Source organism: Lacticaseibacillus zhaodongensis (assembly GCF_009687905.1).
Classification (GTDB): domain Bacteria; phylum Bacillota; class Bacilli; order Lactobacillales; family Lactobacillaceae; genus Lacticaseibacillus; species Lacticaseibacillus zhaodongensis.
Genome location: NZ_BLBG01000006.1, coordinates 121360 through 145434 on the forward strand (window position 1 = coordinate 121360; position 24075 = coordinate 145434).

The 24075-nt window shown below is 54.9% G+C and carries 23 protein-coding genes; 3 read left to right on the forward strand and 20 right to left on the reverse strand.

Annotated elements, in window-relative coordinates; translation table 11 throughout:
• Positions 1-1083: 1083 nt before the first annotated feature.
• The 5 genes from GN107_RS06370 to GN107_RS06390 are packed head-to-tail and all read right to left on the reverse strand — an operon-like array spanning position 1084 to position 4568.
• Positions 1084-1404 (reverse strand): PTS sugar transporter subunit IIB, encoded by a 321-nt coding sequence (locus GN107_RS06370; protein WP_155287542.1) that lies wholly within the window; start codon positions 1402-1404, stop codon positions 1084-1086.
• 25 nt (positions 1405-1429) lie between these two features.
• The gene (locus GN107_RS06375; protein ID WP_155287517.1) at positions 1430-2533 is read right to left on the reverse strand and encodes a DUF871 domain-containing protein; all 1104 of its coding nucleotides are present in this window, start codon (positions 2531-2533) and stop codon (positions 1430-1432) included.
• Positions 2533-2970 carry a DUF3284 domain-containing protein gene (locus tag GN107_RS06380; protein ID WP_155287518.1) on the reverse strand — a complete coding sequence of 146 codons (438 nt, stop codon included), beginning with the start codon at positions 2968-2970 and terminating at the stop codon, positions 2533-2535. The genes GN107_RS06375 and GN107_RS06380 overlap by 1 nt, the downstream gene beginning before the upstream one ends.
• Positions 2971-2982: 12 nt before the next feature.
• Positions 2983-3159 carry a hypothetical protein gene (locus GN107_RS06385; protein WP_155287519.1) on the reverse strand — a complete coding sequence of 59 codons (177 nt, stop codon included), beginning with the start codon at positions 3157-3159 and terminating at the stop codon, positions 2983-2985.
• Between the two features lie 50 nt (positions 3160-3209).
• On the reverse strand, positions 3210-4568 hold the full coding sequence (locus GN107_RS06390; protein WP_155287520.1) for a PTS sugar transporter subunit IIC: 1359 nt from the start codon (positions 4566-4568) through the stop codon (positions 3210-3212).
• Positions 4569-5331: 763 nt separating this feature from the next.
• Here GN107_RS06390 and GN107_RS06395 point away from each other — a divergent pair.
• Positions 5332-6645, forward strand: a complete 1314-nt coding sequence (locus tag GN107_RS06395) for an NCS2 family permease (RefSeq protein ID WP_155287521.1) — start codon at positions 5332-5334, stop codon at positions 6643-6645.
• Between the two features lie 56 nt (positions 6646-6701).
• Here the strand turns inward: GN107_RS06395 and GN107_RS06400 are convergent, their stop codons facing one another.
• The gene (locus GN107_RS06400; RefSeq protein WP_155287543.1) at positions 6702-7382 is read right to left on the reverse strand and encodes a 2,3-bisphosphoglycerate-dependent phosphoglycerate mutase; all 681 of its coding nucleotides are present in this window, start codon (positions 7380-7382) and stop codon (positions 6702-6704) included.
• A gap of 279 nt (positions 7383-7661) precedes the next feature.
• Here GN107_RS06400 and GN107_RS06405 point away from each other — a divergent pair, with 279 nt between their 5' ends.
• On the forward strand, positions 7662-8819 hold the full coding sequence (locus GN107_RS06405) for a low temperature requirement protein A (RefSeq protein WP_155287522.1): 1158 nt from the start codon (positions 7662-7664) through the stop codon (positions 8817-8819).
• 216 nt (positions 8820-9035) lie between these two features.
• On the opposite strand, the gene GN107_RS06410 is transcribed toward GN107_RS06405, so the two are convergent.
• The 7 genes from GN107_RS06410 to GN107_RS06440 form a co-directional block, all read right to left on the reverse strand.
• Positions 9036-9383 carry a DUF2187 family protein gene (locus GN107_RS06410; RefSeq protein ID WP_155287523.1) on the reverse strand — a complete coding sequence of 116 codons (348 nt, stop codon included), beginning with the start codon at positions 9381-9383 and terminating at the stop codon, positions 9036-9038.
• A gap of 100 nt (positions 9384-9483) precedes the next feature.
• Positions 9484-9921, reverse strand: a complete 438-nt coding sequence (locus GN107_RS06415) for a TM2 domain-containing protein (RefSeq protein WP_155287524.1) — start codon at positions 9919-9921, stop codon at positions 9484-9486.
• A 95-nt stretch (positions 9922-10016) separates the two neighbouring features.
• Positions 10017-11864: a hypothetical protein gene (locus GN107_RS06420; protein ID WP_155287525.1), complete on the reverse strand. Its 1848-nt coding sequence runs from the start codon at positions 11862-11864 to the stop codon at positions 10017-10019.
• Between the two features lie 179 nt (positions 11865-12043).
• Positions 12044-13693: a phosphoenolpyruvate carboxykinase (ATP) gene (locus GN107_RS06425; protein ID WP_155287526.1), complete on the reverse strand. Its 1650-nt coding sequence runs from the start codon at positions 13691-13693 to the stop codon at positions 12044-12046.
• A gap of 256 nt (positions 13694-13949) precedes the next feature.
• Complete coding sequence (locus tag GN107_RS06430) at positions 13950-14108, reverse strand: hypothetical protein (protein WP_155287527.1); 159 nt, start codon at positions 14106-14108, stop codon at positions 13950-13952.
• Between the two features lie 77 nt (positions 14109-14185).
• A complete protein-coding gene (locus GN107_RS06435) occupies positions 14186-15073 on the reverse strand; it encodes a PfkB family carbohydrate kinase (RefSeq protein ID WP_155287528.1) in 888 nt (295 codons plus the stop codon).
• Positions 15074-15221: 148 nt separating this feature from the next.
• Positions 15222-15530 (reverse strand): hypothetical protein, encoded by a 309-nt coding sequence (locus GN107_RS06440; protein WP_155287529.1) that lies wholly within the window; start codon positions 15528-15530, stop codon positions 15222-15224.
• A gap of 586 nt (positions 15531-16116) precedes the next feature.
• Here GN107_RS06440 and GN107_RS06445 point away from each other — a divergent pair.
• The gene (locus GN107_RS06445; protein WP_155287530.1) at positions 16117-17934 is read left to right on the forward strand and encodes a GGDEF and EAL domain-containing protein; all 1818 of its coding nucleotides are present in this window, start codon (positions 16117-16119) and stop codon (positions 17932-17934) included.
• Positions 17935-18032: 98 nt separating this feature from the next.
• On the opposite strand, the gene GN107_RS06450 is transcribed toward GN107_RS06445, so the two are convergent.
• The 7 genes from GN107_RS06450 to GN107_RS06480 all read right to left on the reverse strand — a co-directional run bounded on the left by GN107_RS06450 (position 18033) and on the right by GN107_RS06480 (position 24068).
• Positions 18033-18389 (reverse strand): helix-turn-helix transcriptional regulator, encoded by a 357-nt coding sequence (locus GN107_RS06450; protein WP_155287531.1) that lies wholly within the window; start codon positions 18387-18389, stop codon positions 18033-18035.
• 369 nt (positions 18390-18758) lie between these two features.
• A complete protein-coding gene (gene sufB, locus GN107_RS06455) occupies positions 18759-20198 on the reverse strand; it encodes a Fe-S cluster assembly protein SufB (protein WP_155287532.1) in 1440 nt (479 codons plus the stop codon).
• Positions 20199-20235: 37 nt separating this feature from the next.
• Positions 20236-20658, reverse strand: coding sequence for a Fe-S cluster assembly sulfur transfer protein SufU (gene sufU, locus GN107_RS06460; protein ID WP_155287533.1), 423 nt, complete (start codon positions 20656-20658; stop codon positions 20236-20238).
• A complete protein-coding gene (locus tag GN107_RS06465; RefSeq protein ID WP_155287534.1) occupies positions 20655-21884 on the reverse strand; it encodes an aminotransferase class V-fold PLP-dependent enzyme in 1230 nt (409 codons plus the stop codon). Before GN107_RS06465 ends, sufU begins: the two co-directional genes overlap by 4 nt.
• On the reverse strand, positions 21877-22932 hold the full coding sequence (locus GN107_RS06470; protein ID WP_155287535.1) for a SufB/SufD family protein: 1056 nt from the start codon (positions 22930-22932) through the stop codon (positions 21877-21879). Before GN107_RS06470 ends, GN107_RS06465 begins: the two co-directional genes overlap by 8 nt.
• Complete coding sequence (gene sufC / locus GN107_RS06475) at positions 22932-23687, reverse strand: Fe-S cluster assembly ATPase SufC (protein ID WP_155287536.1); 756 nt, start codon at positions 23685-23687, stop codon at positions 22932-22934. Before sufC ends, GN107_RS06470 begins: the two co-directional genes overlap by 1 nt.
• A gap of 27 nt (positions 23688-23714) precedes the next feature.
• Positions 23715-24068, reverse strand: a complete 354-nt coding sequence (locus tag GN107_RS06480; protein ID WP_155287537.1) for a metal-sulfur cluster assembly factor — start codon at positions 24066-24068, stop codon at positions 23715-23717.
• Positions 24069-24075: the final 7 nt, after the last annotated feature.

Genomic DNA, 24075 nt, shown 5'->3' on the forward strand with positions numbered 1-24075 from the left:
GAATTTCGTGTTAAGCGGAAGGAGCTGCGTTGTGGAGCACGTTTGTAGGCCGACTCCTCACCTTAGTTAAAATTGGTCAGGAGTCGGCCGGCAGCTATGGCTGTTGTATATTCGAAGCTACTCCCTACCAGTCTTAGCAGTCGCACATCATTGTGTGGCTGCTTTTTATGTAGCTCGCGTTGTGGTTCAGTGGAGTGTTGTTGCCGGGTGTTCGGCGCATCTTCCGTCCGTTTCGTTGGCGGTAGTGACAGACAGGCATGCTGGGGCCACCTCCAGACTTGGCCAGGCCCGGGTCAAGTCTTCCGGCTGAGCTCCGAGCCCGCCGTGTTGAATTAACATTTTCGGTAAGCTCATCGTGACTACCTATATCTTCCTTAGCGGTCTCTCCACTCGCCCCGATAATTACTAGCCTAGCCAAAAACCGGCTAGACTAGTAATTATCGTTTCAGCATGGTCACTACCGCCAACTTCACTCCCGGAAGAGGCGCCAAACACCCTACCGTAAGCTTCTAGACTGCATTTGGTGCCACCCACAATCAAAATAAGAGATTTCTGCATGATAAGTTTACGCTGCTGAAGTTTAAACTTTTACTGCAGGCCTCAATGTGATCACATCACCAGCTTAGTTTAACGGCACCAATAACCGGCATGGTACATGCATTCGGGTGTAATAGATACAAATCAGCGGTCAAGATGCCGCAACCATCTGCAATGTAACCAACCAGAATTCGCTCCGTAATTTAGTACATCCGTTTAGGGCGGTGGGGGTATCTACGGAGCGGAGACACGGGGCTGCTCCATGCCATCGCAACAATTGACTGCTAGCCACTTGCGGTTTGTGCAAGTGGCTTGCCGTCAATTGTTGGGGGAAGCGCAGAGACAACAATGCGACCGCAGGGAGTGTTGGCTCGAGCTTAGCGGCAAGACTGGGTGAACTTCCCAGGCTTGAACGCGACCCTGTGCATGGAGTGGCCCCGTGACGCAGCGGGAGTAGATGCCCCCACCGCCCGGCATGCAAAAGAGCCTGCCCCCATTCAACACGAGGTCAGGCTCTTGGCTTAGGTTTTGTTGTGGAAAGTACTTCTATGCCTTCTGTGCGTCAATAACCGCCAGTGCAGACTGTAGTACCTTCTCGCCGTCCATCATGCCGTAATCGCGCATGTTAATGACGGCAACTGGGATGTCAAGTTTACTCTTGAAATCATCCAGCATGTACTTAACTTGTGGGCCCAGCATCAACACGTCTGGGTGCTCCTGGTCCAGCTTGTTCTCCGCGTCGGCAGCCGCCGTGGCAAAAATCGTCACGTCCGTGCCGTCCTTTTCCGCGGCCTTTTGCATCTTGGTAACCAGCAAGCTCGTCGACATTCCCGCCGAGCACGCAAGCATAATTTTCTTACTCATAATTTTTCTCCTCTTTGGCGCTAAACAACTACTGCTCAATCAGCTTGAACGTCTGCCATGGCTTGATGTACTGCAGCAAGCCTGCGTCCGAATCAACGATGTGACCCACCACGTTGCGGCGGCCGTCGTTGCGGAAGGAGCGCAGTGCGATCTGCATTTCGCCTTTGTAGCGCGCGTAATCATCGTTCACGACCAGCACGTCACCGCGCTGAAAGTCACCCGTACTTGGCCGCGCGGGGATTGCGTCGCCACTGTGGGTGATGCGCGTTTGGGTCGAGCGCAACATGTACTCGGAGGCGTCACCGCGGTAAAGGTGCACGCCGTTGACCCCGTCCAGCACGATGGCCCGCTCGACTGCCGTGACATCACTGCGCAGCCGCACGCCAAGCAGTGGCTGGCTGCTAAAGAAGTTCTGCGCGACCAGTTCCAGCTCGCGGTTGGATGCATACGCATTGCCGATGATCACGTCATCAATCATCCCCGTCAGCAGCAGGTGCTGCACCTGGGTGCCAATCGGCAAGTCCCGGTCCGCCTCCATTGTTGGCAGACCCTCGTGCACCGGCCAGGGACCGGTTTGGGCAACGTGGGAGCTGACAAAAGCGGCCGTGTGCAGGTTGGCGTCGCGGTAGGGCTGTGAGTACTGCATGAAGTAGCGCTCACTCAGACCGGTGTATTCCTGCGGGTAGAAGTTGTGGCAGCCCAGCAGATTGTCGCGCAACGGGTGGTAGCTGAGGATGCTGGCGAGATAGTTGGTGCCGGCACTCATATTGATCTCAATTTTGAGCCCGTAAGGATTGCGCGTCATCCGCGCCTCCTCGAGGCCCGTGAAACCTTCATCGAGGCGCAAGCCCCAGACGCCGAGGTCGGCGAAGAAGTGCAAGTCGTCATAGGTCACGCCCAAGTCCTTGAACAGGCCTGGGTTGATGTCAACGATGACTTGGTAACCCAAGTCGTTTGCACACTTGATGGTGCGCTTGAACTTAGCTAAGGTGCCGGATTCCGCATCGCCGCTCAGCTGCAGCAGTGAGGTGAACACGCGGGTGTAGCCGAGTTTGTGGCCCGCCTCCAGATAACGCTGGTCATCTTCATAATTAGATAAGTCAGGATAAATCGATAAACCGATGCGACGCATTAAGCTTCCTCCTTTTGCTGATCACGGTACGCGGCACTGATCTCTGCGGCCATCTTTTTGAAGCGCCGCTTGCGGAACCACCCCAAGAAGAAGGAGGCCGTTTTGTTGTTGGCCGTGACTTTGGCATCGCGGCCCTTTTGCTGCTCACTGTACGTCAGCGTGCAACTGTCCGCCCCCTGCGGAGTGAGCTCGTAGTCCACAAAATACTCGTTCCGCCCGGTGCGCAGGGAGTAACCGTAACGCCGGCCGTGCAGGAAGTGCAAGACCTTCAGTTCCCCGGTCTGCTTGTTCCCGAACTCCTTGTGGTAGCGGTAACCCGGCAGCGCCCGTTCAGCGAGCTGCCGGCCCGTTTGCTGCTTGATATCCTGAAGAACCGAGTCGACCAGGCGCTGGAAGAAATAGTCGGCCGGAACCTGTAGATCCATTGTAATTTTCATTGTGACCTCCTACTAATCCTTTGCCTTGACCGGGTGCCGAAGACTCCGGAAGTAGTGCACACCGGCAGCGAATGCCAGCGCCATGCCCCCAAAGAGGCTGGCAAAATAATAATTTCCGGGTAATAGCTGACTAGCCATGATCAAAAGTAAACCTAGATTAACCATCGCCAGCGTCATTTTCTTAGACATACCGATTCTCCATTCTATTGTGATTCCAAAACTAATTTTGCAACAACTACTTAATCAACGACTGGCTTGACCCGGTTAGCAGCCTGAACAAATGGCACGTAAATCAGGAAGCCGATTATGCCGTTGACGATTTGCAGGATCGGCGCCCGCCAGTCCATGGTGGCAATCAGTGAGTTGATGATCGGTGGCATGGACCAAACAATCTGCGTCTTGATTGGTGATACTAATCCGAACTGAATCGCGAAGTAGGCGATGGTAACCATGACTACTGGTGCGAGCAGGAACGGAATGAAGTAGATTGGGTCGAGCACGATTGGCAGCCCGAACATAACTGGCTCGTTAACGTTGAAGAAGCCTGGTGCAATCGCGAGCTTGGCGACCGCCCGCTGATCGTCCCGCTTGGAGAAGATCAGGATGGCAATCAGCAGTAGCAGGGTTGAACCCGCACCACCGATCCAGGCGTAGAGGTCGAAACAGTTCCGGGTCCAGAGGTAAGGCAGTGCTTGGTGCTGACTGAAGGCGTTGATGTTCGCAATCTGTGCAGTGAGCCAAATCCCATCGAGGATTGGGCCGAGCACGTTGGTCCCGTGCAGGCCGAAGAACCAGAAGACTTGAACCAAAATCGTCATCAGCAGCACTGAACCGTAGCCTTGAGACAGGTGCAGCAGTGGATCCTGCAATGTCTTACTGATGAATTCAATGACAGTGGAAGCACTGAACTTGGTGAAGGCCCAAGTGATGATCCCGCCAACGTACAGGGCTGCGGTAGCAGGAATGATCCCGGTGAAGGCAGCGGCAATTGCGGGTGGAACTGAATCAGGCATTTTAATAGTAATGTTCTTGTGCATCAAGTAAATGTAAATCGAAATGGCCAGGCCACCCATGATCATGACGGTGAAGAAGCCGGCTGAACCGAAGAAGGTGTTGAAGTTGAAGAAGCCCCAACCGGTAACAGACTTACCGGCAACCGCCGCCCCAGCAGTGGTAAGCGTCTTTGCATCAGCCTTGGACAGCGCCTTGGTCAGTGTCAAGGTGTAGCTTTGTGGCAAGCACATCAGGAAGGTCCCGAGGGTCACGATGCCCCCGGTGAGTGGTTCGACCTTGTACTGCGTGGACATCTGGTAACCAAAGGTGAAGGCAAAAACCAAGCCGAGAATCGCCAGGGACCCGGTCCAAACCTGGGCGTTGATCCCAATGAGTGGCTGCATGGCGTTGACGAAGCCGGTCCAGCCGAAGCGGGTTGGAATGTCCCGCACCAGCGCGTTGAGAATTGTCGCGACGGCCCCAGCCATCGTGGCAGGCATGATTGAAATAAAGGCATCACGTAGCGCGATCAACCACTTAATTGAACCGATCTTTGATGCAATCGGCACAACGTGTTTACTGAGCCAATTTATAAATGAGTTCATAGATGTTTTCCTCTCCAGAATCTAAGCAACAAAAATGTATATGGCAAGTATTAAAACTAATCAACAAGCGCGCTCTCGTTAATCGGTACATACCAATAGTAGCGCTTCCATTGCCCGTGTCAACGCGTTTCTGAATTTTTAAGCGCGATATGCGCTTTATTCAACGTTCGTATACCATACATATATAACAACCGTTTTTATACAAAAGGCCGTAAGAACACATACTAGTCGGCCCAGAACGAACGCCTGCCTATAAGGCAAAAATAATCGGTCTAAATTTATCTGCATGTTATTCCTGAAATTAATTGGTTATTCCGGCTAAACATAGCATTTTGAGTTTTCATTGCCGCTAGACTGGCACTCCCCATGCACACTAGTGCCCGTGTATTTATGCATTGGTCAGCGGTATACACCACTAACCACTGGTGGTTACCCATCCGCATCCCCATTAGCTACGGTTCAAGAATCATTCCGGGTGTGAAAATCAAGTGGTAAGTGCAGCGGCTACTTTCTGCGTCGTCATTGCTGTCTTGCCTGATTGGTCCCCAAGCTGGCTGGTGAGTGCCAATCACCCCCACTTGCAGCCGTTATTTTCACGATTGGTGCTTGACAATCGCTGGCGAACAGCCTCCATTTTTGGCGAGGAATGTTCGGGTTTACTAGATAATCAAAAACAATTTACAAGTATGATGAATTAATGTATGATAAGTCACGTTGTTTCAGCAAGTAAAAAACACGAATGTTCGTGTTTGGAGGAAAATACATGATCACAAAGATGAAATCATACTTCGAATTAGAGAAGCTTGGTACCAACGTTCGTCGGGAAATGCTGGCGGGCTTTACAACCTTTATTTCAATGGCCTACATTCTCTTCGTCAATCCGTCCGTTCTGGGCGCGTCCGGCATGGACAAGGGTGCCGTCTTCACGGCGACCGCCCTGGCGAGTGCCCTGGGCTGTATCCTGATGGGGGTACTCGCGCGCTACCCAATTGCGACCGCCCCTGCCCTCGGGATCAACGCCTTCTTCGCCTACTCCGTCTGCATCGGGATGAAAATTCCGTGGCAAACGGCCCTGGCCGGTGTGTTCGTTGCTTCACTAATCTTCATTGTGATCACGATTTTCCGCCTGCGTGAAAAGATTATCGATGCAATCCCTGCCGATCTGAAGTACGCCATCTCCGGTGGGATTGGCCTCTTCATCGCCTTCCTCGGTTTGAGTGATGGCGGCCTCATCACCGCTAACAAGTCCACCATGGTCGGCTTGGGTTCACTGACCGTGCCAACCACCTGGCTCACCATCTTCGGCCTCGTTATTACCGCCATCCTGATGGTCCGCAAAATTCCGGGCGGGATCTTCATCGGGATGGTCTGCACGACCATCTTGGGTCTCGTGACTGGCCTCATTAAAGCACCAGCCCACATCATCTCCGCTGCGCCAAGCCTGAAACCAACCTTCATGGTGGCAATCCACCATGTTGGCGACATCAACACCCTGCAGCTGTGGGTCGTCGTTTTGACCTTCTTGCTGGTCACCTTCTTTGATACGGCGGGCACCCTGGTTGGTCTGGCCACTCAGGCCGGTTTCATGAAGGACAACAAAATGCCCCGCGTTGGCCGCGCCCTCGCGTCTGACTCCACAGCGATGCTGGTTGGTTCCGTACTGGGGACCTCACCAGTCGGCGCCTACGTTGAATCTTCAGCTGGGATCGCGGTTGGGGGTCGCAGTGGTTTGACCTCCATCTTTACCGGGATTTTATTCCTCTTTGGTCTTTTCTTCTCGCCAATGCTCGCGGTAGTCACAACGCAAGTGACCGCCCCCGCCCTGATTATCGTCGGGGTACTGATGGCGCAGAACTTCAAGTACGTTGACTGGGGCAAGATGGAAATCGCCATTCCTGCCTTCCTCATCGTCCTCGGCATGCCCCTCACCTACAGTATCTCCGATGGGATTGCCCTGGGCTTCATCGTCTACCCGATCACGATGATTGCTGCCAAGCGCGGCAAGGAAGTTTCACCAATCATGTACGCACTCTTCTTCGTCTTCATTGGCTTCATGTGGATTCTTAATTTCAAGTAATATGCACGAAAAAGACGCGGCCTCCGGATTTTTTCCGGAGGTCGCGTCTTTTGCTTCTAATCAACGTGCAAAATCGTCTTTTTAATGATGTTCAGATGATCATCCAGGTCGTAAACGATCGGCTCTGCGTTACCGACCTCAACGCCATCAATGTCCGCGTCACTGATTTGTTCCAGGTACTTGATCAGGGCGCGCAATGTTGAGCCGTGCGCGACGATGAGCTGATTCTGCCCCGCGCGCAGTGCCGGCGCAACGTGGTCGACCCAGTACGGCAAGAGGCGGGCGGACGCATCCGCCAGGCTCTCGCCCCGCGGCACCACTGACTCGGGCCAGCGAGCGTAGGCCCGTTCTTGCGCCTTGGTGACCAGTTGCGGTGGTTCGGCAATATAACTCCGCCGCCACTGCGCGACTTGTTTCACGCCGAATAGCTGCCGGCTGGCGTCCTTATTGAGGCCCCGCAGCGCGCCGTAATGCCGTTCATTGAGGCGCCAGCTCTTGGTGATGGGTAGGTATGCCTGCCCGATCTCGTCCTGGATAATGTAGGCCGTCAAGATCGCCCGCTTAAGCATGGACGTGTGCACGGCGCCAAACTGAATGCCCGCGCGCGCCAGCCGCGCCCCCGCCGCCCGGGCTTGGTACATCCCGTTTGCGGTTAGCGGAACGTCCGACCAGCCAGTGTATGTATTATTGTAATTGGCGGTACTCTCGCCGTGCCGTACTAGTACCAGTTCAACCATCATAACTCCTTCAAGATGCGCATTGTTTGCCGGGCGAAACTGACCCCGGCAACTAGTTCCAAAATCCAGTATACACCATTCAAGTAAGTGCTTGAACGCTGCCGGCGAGTGAAAATCCGCCCCAGCCCGGATGGCTGCTGCGGGTACCTCCTTATCGAACACCAGCCCCCGCGGATCAATTTGCCGCACCTAAGGAAAACAAGTAGAATGATAGTAATGATTTTTCTGAAATTTTGACGTTGCGCGCCTCCTGCTCGCAACGTGGAAGGAGGCGTCTCCGTGGCGCAGAGCAAAGCAAGACCGCTCGGCATGTCCGCAGTGTTCTACGATATTATTTTCACCTTTGTCATCGACCGGCTCGCCCGCAGCCTGTTGTACGCCAATCGCGGCACGATCGACTGGCGCAGTTGCGTGTCCTTTGGGCTCATGGCCCTCTGCAGCTGGACGGTCTGGACCTACCAGGTGATTTACGCCAGCAGGGCTCCGGCGCGGCCGCTACTCGACAGCCTTTACCTAGCGCTAAACCTGTTCCTGAGTATCTACCTCACCACCACAATTGGGGTCTGGACGGTCGCACCGACAATCAGCACTAAGCTGAGCACCGCCCTACTGTTCTTCAGTTTGGCTAGTCAGTACTGGCTCAACGGGCGGGGTAGCGCCGTCAAACAACCGGCCTTCATTGTGCCCCTGCTTTTGGGCGGCGTCATTGCCTGCTTCGCGACCATCGTGCCCGGACCAGCAATGGGCGGACAGATACTGTACGTGATCGGTATCCTCATCCCCGCCGGCGGTCCGTGGCTGCTGCGGAACCGGATTCCCGAAACCAACAGCCATTTTCGGGCCATCAGCACCCGCATCACCCTCTTCACCGTGCTTCTCTTCGCCCGCTCGGTGATGCAGGTCACCGACAGCCTGGCGAACCTGGAGCTCCAGCCGGTGCTTTTCTTCGTCAGCACGGTGCTGATGCTTGCCAGTTACTTACTGGTCGTTGAGCTCGGCATTGATGCCCACACCAAGCAGTCGTCAATGTTTGCACTGCTGATCCACATGCCGCTCATGGCCACCATCCTCATGATGGCTAACGTCACGCGCCTGTTCATCAACGGCCGCATCATCCCCGTGAACTTCGCCATCTGGATGATCATTCTGCTGGCGATTTACACGGTTGCCCTTGCCCTGTACCTACTCGTGTACCAGCGGGATGGCCTAGACACCTCCCTCAAGCGGGGGCGCTTCTTCGTGATTGCCCTGCTCTGCTTCACACTTTACGGGGTCGTCACCGTCAACATCGGCGCGCTCTTCCTGATGGGGATGTGCGCCTACCTCTTCGCCTGCGACCTCTTCCTGTGGCAGTTCGTCCTGAACCCGCCGCAAGTGAGTGATGATGAACCCCAAGACGAAGACGATGCCAACAAGAATAATCATGATTCCGAATAATTGTTGGGTCCGCGCAAAATGTGCGGGCCTTTTCTTGTACACAGAGCGAAACGAGACGGTTTGAAGCTGAGCATTTGTGTGCTCCGGGAGAAATGCCGGGTTTTGGCATTACTTCCGGAGTGTGCAAAGCGCAAGCTTCAGTCCCGCGCAGCTCGACTACGCGACAAAAATGGCGGCCACAAATTGTGACCGCCATTTTGGCGTACGGAGCAAGAATTACTTCTTGTCCTGCTTCTTATCTGCTTCTTTGTCAGCCTTAGGATCTGTTTCTGCCTTCTTGGCTGGCTCCGCTTTCTTATCTGCGGGTTTCTTTTTGTTGGTGTTTTCTTCTTCTTCGATGACTGGGGCAACGACTTCTTGTCCGTCCACACGGAGGTTCTTGAAGTTGATGACCGTGCGGTGTTTCAGGTCTTCGACGGTCACCGCGTCTTCTTTGTCGAAGTCGTCGATGGTGACGAGTGCGGAATTCGTGTAGATTTTTTCAACGGTACCTGTGAATGCCAAAGGTACGTCGTTGTTCTTCTTAACGTCAACCTTATCACCAACAGCAAGTTCTTTTGCCATAACAATTGCCTCCTTATATTCGTCGCCGCGCACGTCGCGGCCGAAACCGATGCCCGAGTATTATAGCATTCTGCGCCACTAATTGCACGGCGCGCCGGGTTTAGAAGTCATCGAAGTCGGAGGAATCGTCGTCTTTGTCCTTACTGTCATCGTCTGGCTGCGGCGCTGCTGCCTGCGTGCTACCAGCACCGGCATAGCTGAGAATCCGCATCGCGCTTTCAAAGTTCTTGCGCTTGGCGGCCTTCATGATCAGGAACAGGTCCACGAACCACCACACGCCCCCGACAATGCCGAAGGTGAAAATGGTCGCACAGAGTTTGCCGACGCCCAAGCCGATGTCACCGACGTAGAAGCGGTCGATCCCAATCGTGCCGAGGAAAAATGACAGCACGAAGGCGAGTACTGGTTCCTTGTAGGCCGCGGTCATGACTGGGTACTGGGCCTCCTTGGGCGCAGCAGCCATGTGCTGGCGCAAAATTGGCAGGTCCTCACTGGGAAACTTGCCCGCATTGCTGAGTATAAAATCGTTGTAGTCCATCCTTGATGTCCTCCATCCTTAATCGCTAATCTGATTATTAGGTATTAATGCGCTCCCGTCAATCATTCTCCAGACTGATTTGCATTTTGTTACCCCTACTTGGCTGGCAGCTGCGCGTCCTTGATGGGACTGACCACCGTGGCATTCTGCCCACTGACCCTGGCGGTGAAGCTGACACTGTCCCCTTCACGGATGAACTGAGCGAGTGGGTATTCCTTCACGCTGATACTGTAAACGGTCTGCCCAGCAGCGAGCAGGAAGGACATGGTGTCCCCGGCGCGGCTAGTCCGCAAAATGGTGCCGCTGACGTGTTTCTTTTTGCCATTAGTTGCGCTAGCGTTGAGGCCGCCGCCAAACAAAGTCCGGTACTTACTGAGGGCACTCTGCGCGTCATCCCCGGTTGCCACCGTGCTGGAGGTTCCGTTACCGGACGCGAGCATGTAGACGTAACTGCGGAAGGCATCACTGGAATCGAGCATCGACACGATCCAAGTCGGCCGGCCATCAATCCGGTAAAGTAGCGGCATCTTCGGCTTCCATCCGGTCTGTTTCATCATGTCTTTGGCCAGCCGCTGCGCCCGGTCCGGCGTCATCGCGTCTTTTTCTTCGCGGTAGTAGTAGCTCTTACCACTAGCCGCGTCGGTGAAGATGAAGCCCATGACTGAGGTCTGACTGGACTTAGCACTGGTCAGGGATTGCTGGTAGTAGATTTGGCCCTTGTACAGCACGGGGGTCAGCTCGTTGTCTTCGCCCTCAGTGCCGGCGCCGCCAACCGCGACCATGACGCCCTGCTGGCCGCCACCGATTCCGTTGGCATTCCACCAACCGTTCCGTTCGGTGCCCCAGGAGTTGACCTGGGCACCCGCAGTATTTGGATCCACGGCGACATCCAGCCACTTAGGCTTTGCCGCCAAGCGCTTATAGAAGTGCACCGTCCCGGTCTCGGCGTTCAGGGTCACCACGGCCTTATCGCGGAAGTCCTGCCGATTGGTCATACCGTAGCGCTTAACCAGGGTGCTCACGTAATATGGCGTCCCCTTGTCATCGACTTCCAGCTGCGGGGCGTTACTCATCAGCACGTAACTGCTCTGCGCGGTGTGGGCGTACATCAGCCGCCGCGCATCCTTGCCAAAGTATGCTTGCGGGGTGTAACGCAGCGCCCGCTTCACGAAGTGCGGTCGCGCGGTTTTGCTGGTGGCATCAGTCATGAAGTAGCCGTCCACTTTGCGGTAACGCATGTAGCGCAGAAAGCTGCCGTCAAAATCCAGTGGCGCCACGTACACCATTTTGCGGCGATAGACTTGGGCCCGGACGTGCTTGACCTCATAAACGTTCGCGTTGGGAATATTACTCAGTGAGTTGTTAATCTGGGTGAGCACGGTCGCCGGCGTGTTGACCACGGGCACCTGCTGACTCTTGGCGTCGACCACTGGCAGCGGCGCATTACTGGTACTGTTGTGCGTCACCACGGGTGCGCTGCTGGCGATTTTCTTAGCATCGGTCATGCCGGCGACAGCGAACACAACCATAGCAATCACAAACAGCGCTAGGCTCCAGCCAGTAATCGCGGCAAAACTGAGCCGCCGGTGCTGGCCCGGAGTGACGTCCGTCTTGGCCTTTGTCTGCCCATCGTGTTTGCCGCCGAGCTTACCAAAATTAAGCGCAACATTCGGCAGCTTGAACTTGCTCGTTAGCAGGGCCTGAATCAGCGCACTGATGGTCAAGGTCCCGAGGTTACCCAGAACGGTGGTTGCGATACTTGGTTCCGGCAAGACAACGTAAATCCACATTGTTGCCACAATAAACAGCAGCACGTTCAATAGCAGGTCCATGCGCACCCGTTTGTGTTTGCCCTGCCGCAGCAGTTGCCAACAGCCCAACAGTGCCACAATAATTGCTAATAGTGTGAAACGTAGCGTGATGCCCAGAAATAGTACGAACATTTTTCTTCCTCCACCCAGTAGTAAGCCCTTACTCAACAGCACCATTTTGCTTTACATTATGCACCCGCGCATCAGCCTTTGGGTGGAGAACATAAAATATCATTAACTATTTTAAGCACACAATAAGGGGCGGACAGACTAACACGGTCTGCCCGCCCCCTTCAAGCTAGACTAAATGATTATCCCAGTCGCGCCAGCAGCTCCTGAACCGCATCCGCAGCCTCCTGCGGTACGGCGTTGTAACCATCATCAGCAGTCTGCTTCGCGTTCAGGAAGTCGAGACGATCTTGCAGGCGGGCGTGCAACCGCGCTGCATACTCCGCATCACCAGTTGGCACGTCAAAACCGGCAATTGGCATGTACTGCAGTTCTGGCAGCAGTGGGAATGGCGCAAACTCGGCCGCATGCTCAACGATTTTTTCGATCGACCCCGAAGTGTCCTTCGGGGTGACCTTCTTGCCATTGAAGTAACCAGTGTTCAAAATGTAACAAGTCGTCCGCCCGCCCGCAAACAGTTCCTTGAAGGCGGCGTAATCCTCACCCAGTGGGTAGCAGCGGAACGGGTTCGCAAAGGGTTCGATGACCAGTTTGTTCATGTCGACTTTACCGACGAGGTTCTCAGCGGTCGAGCGCTTCGTAGCGAGGGTCGCCCCAAAAACGGTGGCCAGCGTAGCATCATCCACCCGCACCACTGGCGGCAGCGTATCGTCCTTCATGATCCAGAACACGGCGTCCAGCGGTTCATCGATATGGTCGACCCGGTTCGGCGTCATGAAGCGCGACTTGATGGCCCGGCCGTTGTTGTTGCGCACTTCCTGCGTCACCACGATTTTCTCACCGTGGTCATCCAGCGTGACACCGACGTTCTGACAGGTCAGCACGTAGCGCAATACGGGGTCGCTAGGAGCGTAGTCAGCCGTTTTGTCAAAATACGCCGGTTCCAACGCGGTGGTCGTGCCCGTGTCCCGCTTGATGACAAAGGCGTCGTCATGCAGAACGTCAACGTGGTACTTGCCGGAGTGCTTGGCGAGCGTGATGGTGGACTTGCCGGACCCAGACAGGCCGAACGCGGCCATGGTGAACTTGCTGGCGCCAAGGTCGTAACGTTTCATCCCGCCGTGGCAAGCCGTGAAACCATTCCGGTGGGCGGTCGCCCAGGCCAACGTCAACGTCGCCTTCTTGAGCTCACCGAAGTAGCGCAGCCCGAGGATCGCGGCGACATTATGGGTCGGATCAAACAGTGCCAGCCCGTTCGGGAAGTCCGGGGAGGACCAATCCGGATCAGCGTAGACATAAATATCATTTTCCTGATACTCAGTCGACTGGGCATACATCCCCATGATTTTACGCGTCGCGATTTGGAAATTAAGTAGGTAGGAATAGAAGTTGGCGGCGTAATTCTGGTTCAGCATCAGGTGCGCGCGGACCATGAATTCTGGATCCAGACCGACGATGACGTCACCACTATAAAACGGCCGCCGGGTGCCAGTGAAGACTGCCTCCCGCAGCACATCCGCATACTTCTTGGCATCGATCCCGGGCTGGCCAATAATCCGGCGTGCTGCCGCGGTCCGGCCAACCACGCGGCCATCGTTGCTCACAATTACTTTTGCATCGTCCGGTAAGCCGAGCTCCGCGGCGTGCTCAACCGGCATATCTGTTACCACGACGCCCGGTGCCTGCAGCGCGTTACTGTACGCGGTGCGTAAATCCGCCACGTGCGTCACGTTGTTGCCGTAGAACGCAGATTCAACCAGCGTCTTGAAGTTGTTGAACAGTGCATTCTGCGGGCCAATGTCGACACGGCTATATTCACGAATCGTTGCCATAGTGTCTACCTCCGTTTTGTGATTCTGCCTGCAGTTTCTACTCTTAACTTCATCTTAGCCGTCTGATGTATGCGCTGTCAATCTTGATTTAATGCGGCTTAGCGCAATTCAGCGGTCTATCCATACTGACAAAATCATCCGGAGTTATTCAAGCAAAAATACACGTTAACTTTTACACTAACTGCAGTCATTTTTACACCAAAATGACGCCCACCGCGAACGCGGCCGACGCCAAAATATTTAATATTCACATACTTCAGAAAATCGCCATGTAAACCGCGGCCGCAATGACCCAGAAGCCAATAAAGAGCAACACCGTGTTGACGTGCTTGTTATCCGTAACCCGCTTACTTGCGGCCAGGTAACAAAGCCCCAGGCCAATGACTGCAATGAGTATTTCAATAATAATGTTCAAGGTGACACCCCCCTGCGCACAATAATATGTACATAGAACCATATTATTACTCGCAGCGGGTCTTGGCAACGCTGACATTAACCGTGCACTGGTAACATGTTGGCCTGCATTCCGCACACCTTGGCCGCGAGCCGGTTCCCCAGCGCAATTGCTTCGGGCAAACCCAGTCCCTGGGCGAGCCCCGCCAGCATCCCACCGCAGTGGGTGTCGCCGGCACCGACAGTGTTGACGACCTTGACCGCCACCCCGGGCACGATGCCATCATTGTCCGCGTCCACGTAGTAGTAAGTGCCCTTAGCACCAAGCGTCACGACGACTGGCTGGTGGGTCAGCGCGTGCAAGTAGTGGACTTGCTCAGCAAAAGTAGCTCCCTGCGCAATTTGCGGTAGTTCCGCCTCATTGCAGTGCACAATGACACCGGAACGCAACAACCGGTCCAGCAGCGTTTTGTCGACGCTCTTGATCCGCGCCGCAACGTCAAACAGCAAAAGAGAATCCTTGGGCCGCTGCTCGAGCGCGGCAATCGAGGCCGCCGCAACCAGCGGATTGCTCAGCTGAAAGCCACTCAGGTAGAACTGACCGTAACTGTTCATGTCGAGGTGCTTGAACCAGTTATCGCGCCACAACTGCTCCATCCCCGGCAGGACGATAAAGGTGCGCTCCCCGTTCGGTTCAATCATCGCAACGGTCCAACCGTTATCGGGAGTCCCGGAGATGACCCGCGGGGTGACGCCAATATTTTGCAGGTAGGCGCTGATCCGGTCCGCGTTGGCACCGTGACCGACTGGGACAAACAGATCCGCATCGACGCCGGCGTAACGCAGTGCGCAAAAGGCGTTGATGGCGCAGCCGCCAACTTGGTATTCGAGAAAGTCGCCCAGCACGTTGCCAGCACTCTGCGGGACCTGCGGAACGTTCATGAGTGCATCAACCAGTGCGGCACCAAAGAATAATGTTTTAGTCATTACGTCCTCTTCATCAATTGTTTTATGCTACCAGTTATTTGTACCGCATTTCGGCGTTAATTGTCTAGTATTAAGGCCCTGGATGCAAAAAAGAGGCAGCTGCCGCGGACGCGACAGCTACCCTTTAATCACTAAACCTTAACTGAAACTATTCCATCAGTGCAGGTTCTGCTTTACCAGCATTAATGTGCCGCACTTCAAAGGCGGTCACAGGGATGCCAAGCTTCTTCATTTCCTTGTACATCGCGGGCTCGTCGTAATTCTCGGTCTTCTTGGTGATTAGCATCATGTGGTCCTCGGCATCGTTCCAGTGCCAGTCACCCATCTTGCTCAGAACCGGGTCCGACTTCGGGTCAAAATCAACCTTGTCGAAGAACTCCAAACGAACCAATTCACCGTCTGGATTGGCTTCCTCTTCATCGTAGAAATCCTGTAAATCATCTGCTACCTTAGCCATATTAATTTACCTCCATTATTTTCAAGTGAATTAGATGCAAAACGCCCCAGCTCCCCCTGAATTGGGGAAATTGGGGCGTTGCGCGCGAATTACGCGTAAAGCACTGAGCATTACTTGATAGTTAAATCATAGTTGCATTGCACAAACTAGTCAAGTAAACGCTTGTGGAAAGATAATCAAGATAGATGGATTAATAATCACTACTGCCAGCATTATTAATTTGCAAATTTGCATAATTAGATTAGTCTAATTGAAATGTATTTGAGTAATGTTAGTCCAGCATAATTACCACCGAATGTCGCTGATAACCCGGCCGGTTTGCCAAATCAAGTAAGACAAAATCAGCAAAATTTGCCCGCATCCAGATTTGTAAAAGTGGCCACACATTGTATTTCAATAATTGGTCTAAACCGGCCAATCGTCACTTTCAGAATTGCATAAACAGTTTTATAATATATCGTGTATAGGTAGCGAAATATTCATTCCGGTATTTTCCGCTCATAAAAATGGTTATAAAGTTCACTTGGAACGTTTTGGCTACGTTAGCATTGCGCCCGTGATACACATCTGGAGGGTGATTTAGAATATGTTTGCAACAATTGACCCAGCAGTCCTGCTGCCGCAGGTTGCTTTACTTGTTTTTGCGATTGGTTTTGTCTGTGCTTTGGTCCTCGGTTACACGCTGATTTGGCAACGAGTGGTTGGCAATACCTCGTTGACCAAATGGCAACAAATTGCCATTCGCACCGCCCTCCCGCTAACTAGTTGGATACTTTCCGGACTGCTGATTGCGACCAGTATGACCAGCATTCAAAGTGCCTGGATTTATGCCAGCATCGGCTTATTTTTGGTTGCCTTTCCGGTGCTCGACAACCAGTTGGGCCGCTTGGAGTATCTACTCCGCTGCGCCGCACTATTTGCGTTCTGGATTGCCGGCCACTGGGCAAACCTGGTCACGCCCCAAGTGCTACTAACGCTTGCCGGTTTAGCTGGCTTATTGGTCTTGATTCGGCTCCGCATTTGGGACTTGCGGTACCGCTTTTGGTACTGCATGGCCGCTGGGGCCTACATCTCCCTGGCGTACTGGCTGACCGTTCCGAACGTCACTCTAACTACGCTGCACGTGTACCTAAGCATCGGGGCGTACCTACTGATGACGGCATTGACCTGCGCATACTGGATTTACAAGCGCCGGAATAAACTGGCCGCGCGCCAGGCCGCTAGTGAAGACCTAACCGTCAACAATGTCTATGCATCGTACGCCCGCAATGTTGCCAGCCTGTTTGAGGGTGCGAAACAGAGCCACCAACCCCTGACGATGGCTGTAATGGATATTGACCATTTTGCGGATATCAATGAGCGTTACGGACACATGGGCGCAAATGAAATTCTGACCCAGGTGGTTGAGGAACTGCAGAACGTCTTGCTTCAATACAGCGCCGAATCGCACCTGTTCCGTTCTGGCGGTGAGGAGTTTAGCGTTATCTTCGTCAACACTCCGACCACCATCGCCGCCCCGATCATCCTGGACTGCTGGGATACTATCCGCACGCACATATTCACCTACAAGGATAATCAAGTCATGTTGACGATTTCGGCTGGCTTATCGCAGATCCAGTCAATTGATAAGGACGTCGACCCGCTGTACAAACGGGCTAATTCGAGCATGACGCAGAGCAAGCACAGCGGTCGCGATGCCATCACCGTTGAAGGGGTGCCGCAACACGCTCGGCAAGCACGAGACTGGCTACCGGACTACACTTACTTTGCCCAGCCAATCGTTGACGTGCGGCCAACTAGTCACCCAGTGATGCTGAACGAACTATTGCTGCGCGCCTTCGACCGTAATCAGTGGCGGCTCCCCGATGATTTTGAGATTCCCACGACCACGCAGATCAGCTTGATCAAACGGGTGCTAAACCACAGTAACGTTCCCAACGTAACGGTCAACCTGACGGCCAAGCAGTTCAGTGACGCAGAAATTGCTAATGATTTTGTACACTTTAAGCGGCACGAACCGCGGCTCAAAGAATTCGTTATCGAAATCATGGACGCACCCGACCTGGTGACCGTTGAGCGCATCTCGAAGATTTACCACGCGAATGGCATCAAAATCTACCTCGACGACGTGGGCAGCGACAACAGTTATGAACTGGTCCTGCACATGTTCAATTACATCGATGGAATCAAGTTCGCGATGCAAAACCTGCGCAAGACCAACGACAGCAAGCAGCTACTAGAACGGATCGCCTTTTGGAAGAAAATCGCTGAACAGCATAATCTCGAGTTCATCCTTGAAGGCGTTGAGAACCAAGAGGAATCGGATTACTCCTACCGGCAAAGCGGTATTTTTCGTCAGCAGGGTTACTACTTTGGAAAGCCGGCGCTACCGCAGGATAAGTGATTCAGAGTGTGTCGCTATCAATTAATTAAGGGCGCCATCCCGTTGCGGATGACGCCCCTTTTGTGCTGGTTGAATGTGATTTAACACGTAGCAGTTGTTTACAGTTCGCCATCACTGCTTACTTGCTTTGACCAATCATACTGCTTTAGATATTCGGAATTGTTGGGCTTGGCGCTGGCTAGCGGCTCATCGGTGTGGGCAAGTCTGTAGCTAGTATCAAGTCTAAGCAACATTTGCGCTGAAATCCCCGTCACTTCTTCAATCGCCAGCGCCACGGTCGGGGAGACGAATGCCTTACGGTGCAACACTTGCGACAGGTGTTTTTCCGAAATCCCGATGCGTTTAGCAAAATCAACTTGAGTGATGTGATAATTATCAAGCATCTCTGCAATCGTGTCCGCAGCGGAATATTCGCCAAGATCATTGGGGTTAATCTTATTCTGCCGATTTAACATCTTGCATTCCTCCTTCAGAGGTAATCTTCAATGTCGATAATCGCGAGCGTGACAACTTCGCTTTTTTACTGCACACACAAATTTTGCCACATTGGTAAAGCATATGGAAATGGAATTTCATGGCGAACAGCTTAGTTTGATTCTTAAAACAGCAAAAAAGGCGGCCGTAGCCGTCTTCCCTACTGCGCCGGTCTGGGCTCCGGCGACTTGTTTACTTTGAGGAGGAGAAATATGAAGAAGAAGTCTGGGCTGCAGGCTCTGGGTTCCTGCAACTCTATGCTGATTACTATAGTGGCGCGGTGTGAATATCTTGCGGTGTACGCCGTGAAAAAATTGTGAAACTGCACGCGTAAAAATGAAGATTTTGTGTCAGCCGACCGCCCCGGTCATTTCCATTTTGATCAGGCGGTTCAACTCCACCGCGTACTCCATCGGTAATTCCTTGGCAAAGGGCTCGACGAAACCCATGATGAGCATCTCGGTGGCCTTGGCCTCACTCAGGCCGCGGCTCATCAGGTAGTAGAGCTGCGCCTCACTGAGCTTGCTGACCTTGGCCTCGTGCTCCATCGCCACGTCGTTACAATTGATTTCGTTGATGGGGATAGTGTTGCTGCGGCTGGCCTCATCCATCAGGATCGTGTCGCACTCGACGTGGGCAAAGGAGCCATGGGATTTGTCCGTGAAGCGCACTGTACCCCGGTAATCAGTGGCCCCGCCGTCCTTGGCAATCGACTTGCTGACGATTGAGGAGGTGGTGTTGGGTGCGTTGTGAATCATGCGTGCGCCGGAATCAAGCGTGATCCCGTGCCCGGCCACCGCAATCGACAGCATCGTGCCGTGCGCCCCCTCCCCGTCAAGGTAGACGGAGGGGTACTTCATCGTGGTTTTGCTGCCGAGGTTGCCGTCGACCCACTCCATCGTCGCGCCGGCCAACGCCTGCGCCCGCTTGGTTTCCAGGCTGTAAACGTTGTTGCTCCAATTCTGAATGGTCGTGTAGCGGGCGTAGGCGTTCTCCTTGACGAAGACTTCAACGACGGCGGCGTGCAAGCTGGCCGTGGAGTAAGTCGGCGCGGTGCAGCCCTCAACGTAATTGATGTGGGCGCCAGGCTCCACAATAATCATCGTCCGCTCGAACTGCCCGGTGTTCTCCGCGTTGATGCGGAAGAAGGCCTGCAGCGGCGTGTCGAGCTGAACACCGGCTGGGACGTACAGAAAAGTGCCCCCCGACCAAACGGCGGTGTTCAGCGCGGCAAACTTGTTGTCGCTGGCGGGCACGAGCTTGCCCCAGTACTGGTGTACCAGTTCCGGATACTTTTGCAGCGCCTCGTCCATGCCGCAGAAGATGATGCCGTACTTTTCCACGGCGGTCTTGATATGACTGTAGACGACCTCCGACTCAAACTGGGCGCTGGCCCCGGCGAGGTATGCACGCTCGGCTGCCGGCACCCCCATTTGTTCAAAAGTCGTCTTCAAACTAGCCGGCACGTCCGCCCAAGACCGGACGGGGTGATCGGTTGGCTTCTGGTAGTAACGCATGCTGTCGAGATCCAGGCCACTCAGGTCAGGGCCAAAATGCGGTAGACTCTGGCGCTGGTATTCAGCGTACGCGCTGAGCCGTTCCTGCAGCATCCACTCCGGCTCGTGCTTCGCCTTAGAGATTGCGCGAACGATATCCGCATTCAGACCGCGACCCGTTGAATAAATGGGGGCGTAATCAACGCGGGGGGCGGCGTCATTCGTGGCCGCCGCCAGCTGCTTGGCATTGGCAGCGACCTGCTCGTTATTCTTAGTGTTCTTAGTATTTAACATGTAGTCAGGTCCCTCCCAAAATTGACTGCCAGCTGCCTTATTCCTCCAGCAACTGCGCCAAGGTCGTCCACGCCAGCAGCGCACACTTCACCCGCGCCGGAAACTCGTGCACGGACGCAAGCACAGCCGCATCACCTAGCCCAGTTTGCGGCGTACCGTCCCGAACTAGGGTGCACATTTTGCTGCAACTACTTTGCGCTTCCGCTGGCGTTTTGCCGTGAACAGTCCGGATCATTAGCTCCGCGCTGGCCTGACAGATAGTGCAGCCAGTGACGTCAGCTTGCAAGCCCTGGACCGCACCGGCTGCCACGTTAACGCTAAGCACCAGCTTATCGCCACAAGTTGGGTTGACCGCCCGCAACTGCTGCGGCTGGGCACCGAGTTCGCCCCACGTATGCGGAGCGGCGGCGGCATCCAAAAGCACCTGCCGGTATAACTGCTGAATGCGTGTCAAACTCATTGGGCTTCGCCTCCTAAGAAGAAGTCGCGTGCGGCCTGCACCGCCGCTACCAGCCGCTGACAATCCGCTACCGTTGTGTAGGCCCCGAGCGTTGCCCGCGCCACGGCACTGACGCACAAGTCGTGCATGAGCGGCTGGGCGCAGTGGTCGCCGGCCCGAATCGCTACATTTTGCTCGTCCAAAAAGGTCGCCAGATCGTGCGCGTGCACGCCCTGAACATTAAAACTGACCGTCGCGCAGGCATCCGGCGCGCTGTATATCTGCACGTCAGGGATGTTTGCCAGCGCGGCCCGTAACTGCTGGGTCAAGGCCGCCGTGTGCGCAGTAAATGCCGGCCGCCGCGGCTGCAGGTAACTGATTGCGGCGCCCAAGCCGATCACGCCCAGGGCATTTTGACTGCCCGCCTCCAGCCGCCATGGCAGCTCCGCCCAGGTAGCTTTGGTCACGCTGACGGTATCCACCATGCCGCCGCCAAGGGTCAGTGGCGGCATCTGTTCAAGCAATTCACTGCGTCCATACAAGCAGCCGGTGCCACTGGGACCGTAGATTTTGTGACCGGAAAAGACGTAAAAATCACAGTCCAGTGCCTGCACATCAACAGCTTGGTGCCCGATGGCCTGGGCGCCATCGAGGACAAAGTAGCCGCCGCATGCGTGCACGGCAGCCGCAATCGCTGGTGCCTGCTGCAAGTGCGCCCCGGACACGTTCGTCTCGTGGGCAAGCGCAACAATGGCCGTGTGCTGATTGATGTGCGCCAGCACCCAGTCCTCATCAATCGCGCCATTAGCGGTGATTGGTGCTACTAGTAACTTCGCCCCGGTCTGCTGCGCGAGCCGCTGCCAGGGCAGGAAGTTACTGTGGTGCTCGGCGACACTGACAATGATTTCACTATCCGCGGTCACATGCTGCGGACCGAACGCCAGTGCAATCAGGTTCAACGCGGCGGTCGCCCCGCTGGTAAAGATAACCTGCGCGGCAGCTGCTGCGTTGATGAACTGCGCCACCTGCGTCCGCACCGCCTCAAACTGTTCCGTCGCATTATAAGCCAACTTATACAGGCCCCGGTGGAGCGGCGCATTTTGACTGCGCATGTATGTATCCAGCGCCGTAATCACCGGCTGCGGATACTGGCCCGTTGCGGCCTGATCAAAATACGCTAACTGCGGCTGCGCGGCAAACAGCGGAAAGTCCGCGCGCCAGTCTTGTTCTGCTGCATCACTACTCATGCTTTGCCGCCCCCTCCGAACTGATGCTCCCCTGCAAAACTTGGTCAATGCTTGCCGCAAGCGCCTGCTGCGTCGCGGCGGGCAAGTCGCCGGGCAAGATACCAAGTAAGAAGCCGCGCACGAGTAGCCGCAGCGCCACGTCCTTGCTGATGCCCCGGGTACTCAAATAGTACAACTGGTCTTGATCCACCGCGGCAACACTGGCCGCATGCCCGGCCGTGACATCATTTTCATCGATCAACAGCAGTGGGTTCGCTTCCGCCCGTGCGTCCGGCGTCAGCATCAGTACCCGGTTCTCCTGCTGCGCATCACTACCGCGGGCGCCACGGACGATGCTCCCGATCCCGTTCATGATCAGGTGGGCACTACCAGTCACGACCCCGTGCTGCTTGATGGTTCCCTGCGTGTGCCGGCCGCGGTTCGTGACCCGACTCGTGCAAACTAACTGGCCACTACCACCAGCCAGCACAGCCGTGTTAACGTGCGCCTGGCTGCCGGTGCCGAGAAGTTCAACACGGTGCTCAAAAGCACCGGTAACAGCGCCGAAGATCCCGGCGTACCAGTCAAGCGTCGCGTTAGCTGCCAACTCGGCCCGGCGGTAAATCAGCACGTCGCTACCACTAAAATTATCGGTTGTCGAGTAACGGACCTGGGCACCTGCGCCGATTTGCAGCCGCACCTCATTATGCAATTGGCCCCGCGTTGCTTGCGCCCAGCGTTGTTCACGGATGTGGACCCGCGCATTAGCACCAATCGCAATCGCGATATTGGCATTTGCGGCCGTACCAACAGTAATCACTAGTTCCTGATCCCCACGATAGTCCGCTGGCACCTGAAAATATTGCCAGTTGTCACCACTTCGCAGGGCCTCATCGAGCTTATCGACCACCGCAATGGGCTCAGGTGCCACTTTGTTGCCATTATCCGCGACTGACTGCACCTGGGGCTTGCCCACCGCCGCAGCTACCGGCCGCAAAATGTGCCGCCAACTCATTTTGGGCAGCAGGGGCCAGGTCAGCGTGCTGTCCTTTTGCTCCGCCTGCGTCATCACTCCGCCCCCAAGTGCTCGTAGCCGGTCTGTTCCAGTTCTTTTGCCAGCTCGGGGCCACCGCTCTCAACGATGACGCCACCCTTCATCACGTGCACCACGTCGGGCACGATGTAGTTGAGCAGCCGCTGGTAGTGCGTGATAATCAGGCTCGCGTGCTTGGGGCCACGCATGCTGTTGACCCCAGCCGCAACGATCCGCAGCGCGTCAATGTCGAGTCCAGAATCAATTTCATCCAGAATCGAAAAGGCGGGCTGAATCATCAGCATCTGCAAAATTTCGTTTTTCTTCTTCTCACCGCCGGAAAAACCCGCGTTCAGGTAGCGCTCGGCCATGTCTTCCGGCATCTCCAGCTGGTGCAGACGTTTGTCCAACTCCGGCAGAAAGTTCATGACCCCCACCTGCTGATCCGCAGAGCGACGGCTATTCACGGCGGCGCGGATAAACTCGGCGTTCGTGATGCCGGCAATCGCAGGCGGATACTGCATAGCTAAAAACAAGCCGGCCCGCGCCCGCTCGTCTACCTGCATGTTCAAAATGCTGCGGCCATTCAGCCGGATGTCACCGCCAGTTACCTGGTAGTTGGGATTGCCCATGATGGTCTCGGAGAGCGTTGACTTACCGGTGCCGTTCGGGCCCATGATGGCATGGACCTCACCACTGTTGATGGTCAGGTTGACTCCAGACAAGATCTCTTGCTGCACACCGTCTGCGGTCACAGCCACGTGTAAATCAATTATCTCCAGCTTACTCATTTTGCTCTCCCAACTACTGATTAATAATTACATATCCGCCGGCACCCCTAGCGTCAGCCGGGCGGCCCGACTCATTAGCTTCGGCGTCCAGGACGGCTCCATGCGAAACTGCACGGTAACGGGCGCATCGGGGACGACCAGTGCCATTGCGTGCTTCATGATCATTTCCAGATAATCCGTCAACGGGCAACCGATCGTCGTCAGCAACATCTCAATGTGCCAGCTATTATCCGCGCGTAGTTCCAAACTGTACACCAGCCCCAAGTTCAACATGTCCACACCTAGTTCTGGGTCCGTGGTCCGCGCGAGGGCCACAACCAGCTGCTCATCTAGCGCAGCTGGCACGTTAATGCATTTAACGTGGTAATCTGCTAGTTTCATATTCGTT